Below are 4,295 nucleotides of genomic sequence, written 5' to 3' on the forward strand. Positions count from 1 at the left end.
TATGGGATGAAAGCCACATAATTAAAAGAATTAAGATTAATAGAATCAAAGTATTGAATAGTGGAATCAAAATAGTATAAAATAAACATAAGGGAGATTGATTATACTTCCATATCGTAAGATAGAAATTTACCGTTAATGTGGTCGCTGGACTGCTTGGTAATGAAAGTTTTGATTCAAATAGATTTACACTTGTAACTCCAAAGTCTGAAAATGATGTACGATTACAAGCTACACTTGGCAATCAGAACCCCACGGGCTTGCCCGTGGGAGTAGTCAGAAATCACATAATTCTCTTAAAATTAGTAGTCATAATAGAAAACTTTAAGTAAAAAGACGTATCACCAAATAGGTGATACGCTTTTACTTTACAATATAGAATTGTGCACTATAGGCAGGTAATGTCATTTCTATTTCATTTTTTATATGAATTTCTTTATCTAGATTATGTGATTTACCACTATATAATTCATTATCTGAATTTAATAGAAGATTCAATGTTTCAGGTTGATCTACTTTATAAGTATATGTCTTATCTACATTATGGAAGTTAAAGAAAGCGACTATTGTTTCTTGATCACTCATACGTTTAAAGACATAAATACAATCCTGTTCCTGATGACAATCTACCCATTTAAACCCTCTTTCACTAAAGTCATACTGTGATAAAGAAGGATGTGTTAAATAGATGTTATTTAATTCTCTCATGAAATGAAGGAAAGAATCATGTATAGGATACTTCAATAAGAACCAGTCTGGTTCTTTTGTTTCATCCCATTCTCTAAACATCGCAATCTCATTACCCATGAAGTTAAGTTTCTTACCAGGATGCGCAAACATATACATATAAAGTGCTTTGACCTGTGCAAACTTCTCTTCATACTCACCATACATCTTATCAATAATAGTTTTCTTACCATGCACTACTTCATCATGTGAAAATGGAAGAATAAAATGTTCATTATAGAAATACATCATAGAGAATGTAAGCTTATGATAGAAAGAAGGTCTTTCTTCTGGAGTCTTCATAAAGTAATCTAATGTATCATTCATCCAACCTAAATCCCATTTATAATCAAAACCTAAACCACCTTGTTCAACAGGGCGTGTTACACCTTGATAAGAAGATGAATCTTCGGCAAAAAGAAGAGTATGAGGAATTCTCTGTTTAAGTCCTCTATTAAAGTTCTGAACAAAGCGAATCGCTTCTCTGTTTTCTCCACGACCACTATTACCTTGCCAGTAAATAAGATTACCAACTGCATCTAGTCTTAAACCATCAATATGATATTCCTTTAACCAGTAATAAGCAGAAGAATTCAAGAATGAACATACATCACCACGAGAATGCTGGAAATTACATGTACCCCATTCACTCTTACCTACTGCATCATTAGGATAATTATAAAGAGGTGTACCATCATAGTTATTCAAACCAAATCCATCAATCGCAAAATGAACAGGTACAAAATCAAGAATAACCGCAATATTATTTTCATGACACTTCTCTACAAAATATCTTAAATCATCAGGAGTACCATAACGAGATGTAGGGGCAAAATAACCAGTAGGCTGATAACCCCAGCTTAAATCATTAGGATATTCATTTAAAGGCATGATTTCTAAGAAGTTATAATGATTCTCTTTTAAATAAGGAATAATTAAATCAGCCATTTCACGATATGTATACCAGTCATCTGCTTCTTCACCTGGTTTCTTCCAAGAGCCAAAATGCATTTCATACACATTAATAGGCATATCTTCACTAAATCTTTGATTCATCCAAGTATCATCATGGAATGTATACTGATTCATATCAAAAATAATAGATGCATTATTAGGACGTACTTCACTTGTATACATATAAGGATCACAGTGATCTACAAAAGACCCATTATTATAAATACGATACTTATACATTTGTCCCACTTTCGCATTTGATATAGTTGCTTCAAAGAACTGCCCATTTCCACAACGGTTCATAGGTGTTTCTTGCCAGTCATTAAATTCCCCAATAACTGCCACATGAGATGCTGCTGGCGCATATGTTCTAAAAGTTACGCCATTCATATGAACAAAAGCACCTAGATACTTATAAGTCTCAAATTCCTGCCCATTATAAAAATTATTAAAATCCATATGTTACCCTCCAATTTCTCTACTTTAATCATAAGATAATTAGAAGAAAATTTCATCTGACATTTTAAACGATTTGTTTGGAATTACACATGTAAAAACCCTCCACTTAAGGGAGGGTTTGGTGATGATTATAAGTGATAATCCATAGGATATGTTAAGTATTCTAATGTATCTAACTGATCAACAGTGACAACTCCAGCTGGTGCTCTAAGTAAACTAGGAATTCTGTTTACTATAGTAGCACATGTATGTTCTACTGTAGCTGGTTTAACTACATGGAATTCAGTGTCTGGTTCACCAGTAATCTTCCAATCACACATATCACCATCATCAGGACCATAGACCTTACCAATGCACTGTGTTTCAATAATAGGACCCTGGAATGTTTCTGTAGTAACGACTGCAGCCATACCAATACAATTTCCTTTTGGAATTGTTTCACCCATTGTTTCAGAATACAAATCAGTATCATGGAAATAAGGCACACATTTTTGTGTCTGTGACTTAATAGTCCATCCCATACGAGATGCGAGAGCTTCGTTTGAGTTCCATACATAAGATGGTTCAATTTCTTCAGGATGGGCAATTGTTGCTTCAAACTCTTCAGGTGTTAAACCTACACCATGTGCTTTCGCAAGGGCTAAACCATATTCTTCTACATTATAACTAACTGCCCCTTCAATCTTAGTAATAGTATGACAAGAACCAGCTACTAAACCAACCATGTTCACCCAGAATGTATCTTCCATACCACTACCTACAAATGTACATCCTGTTTCTTTCGCAAGAACATCTAACTTATTCATTCTTACTGGATCAGTTGTCCATGCATCTGTTGCTTCTTCACATGTAGTGATGACATTAATACCTCTACTTAAGCACTTTTCAAAATGATCAAAACAATCACTCACAAGTGAGAATAATGTCACAACTGCAACATCCGCATCACAATTATCCAATACTTCATCGGCATCACTACTGACCTTTACACCAGTCTTAATACCTAGTTCTGCATAATCACCTACATCCATGCCCACAATTGCAGGATTATTATCAATGGCTCCGACAATCTGCGCACCTTTCTCATACAAATAACGTAAGATGTATTTACTCATCTTACCACAACCATACTGTACAACTTTAATCTTTTCCATATGAAATACCTCCTAACTAAAGGATAAACCCTCATCAATGATGAGGGTCAACCTTTTTATAGGCAATTGGGACTTGTAATCTTAGATACATAGAACGTTCATTATCTTTAAAGAATGTGAGTTCTATTAATACTTCACATATATAATCACCAATCACTTCATAATTATTATCTATACAATACTTTAGTAATCTTCCTGCATACTCTTTTTCATTATTAAAATCATCCATATAAATACAAGCATACATACCACTCTCTAATATTTGTACAGATTCCTTTTTTGGAAAATGTTCATCTACAAAAATAAATATATCATGTGTAATAAACTCCTGTTTCAGGAATCTCTTTCTCTTAAGAAAAGTTCCCACATTACAATAATAGACTTGGGGAAGATGTTCTTCTAATAATTGATCTTTGAATTCTTTGAGTATTACCTCATACCCATCCTGATCATAATCATAGAAGTTCTTATTCACTCGTTTGGCATAGATGTGACGTTCATCAATATACTCAGTTGTCAAAGTGCCAGGTGTAGGGGATTTGCGGTATCTTTCAAGAGAATAGATTGTACGTTTGATTGCATTTCTTTTGCGTATAATATCATCCATCTCTTTCTCTATAGAACGCTGTTTCTTGATGAGTATTGCTTCTATAAGAGTAGGATCTTCTTTATCCAACAATTCCTTGATTTCCTTCAAGTTCATTCCTAACTCTTTCATATAACCTATTAGATCAAGTCTTGCATTCTGCTTCATATCATAATAACGATAGCCTGTATCTTCATCAATATAGATAGGTGTCAATAAACCCCATTTATCATATAAACGGAGTGTATTAATACTCACATGATTTATTTTAGCCATCTTCCCAATAGAAATTAAACCTTCATGCATACAATCACCTCTTTCTATAATTCTACCATTTTTAGAAGACTAACTTGTAAGAAAAATGTTAGAATGGGGAAAAGAGACAAACTATTAAATGTCAATAAATAGTTAAATTT

General features: G+C 33.5%; 3 protein-coding genes. All 3 read right to left on the reverse strand.

Features of this window, described 5'->3' with window-relative positions:
- Window positions 1-363 precede the first annotated feature (363 nt).
- The gene (gene glgB, locus QVO42_RS07800; RefSeq protein ID WP_022425564.1) at window positions 364-2,139 is read right to left on the reverse strand and encodes a 1,4-alpha-glucan branching protein GlgB; all 1,776 of its coding nucleotides are present in this window, start codon (window positions 2,137-2,139) and stop codon (window positions 364-366) included.
- A gap of 128 nt (window positions 2,140-2,267) precedes the next feature.
- Entirely contained in the window at window positions 2,268-3,293 is a 1,026-nt protein-coding gene (locus QVO42_RS07805) for an NAD(P)H-dependent amine dehydrogenase family protein (RefSeq protein WP_022425565.1), read from the reverse strand.
- A 34-nt stretch (window positions 3,294-3,327) separates the two neighbouring features.
- Window positions 3,328-4,185 (reverse strand): MerR family transcriptional regulator, encoded by an 858-nt coding sequence (locus tag QVO42_RS07810; RefSeq protein ID WP_022425566.1) that lies wholly within the window; start codon window positions 4,183-4,185, stop codon window positions 3,328-3,330.
- Window positions 4,186-4,295: the final 110 nt, after the last annotated feature.

This window comes from Catenibacterium sp. CAG:290 (assembly GCF_000437715.1).
Lineage (GTDB): Bacteria > Bacillota_I > Bacilli_A > Erysipelotrichales > Coprobacillaceae > Catenibacterium > Catenibacterium mitsuoka_A.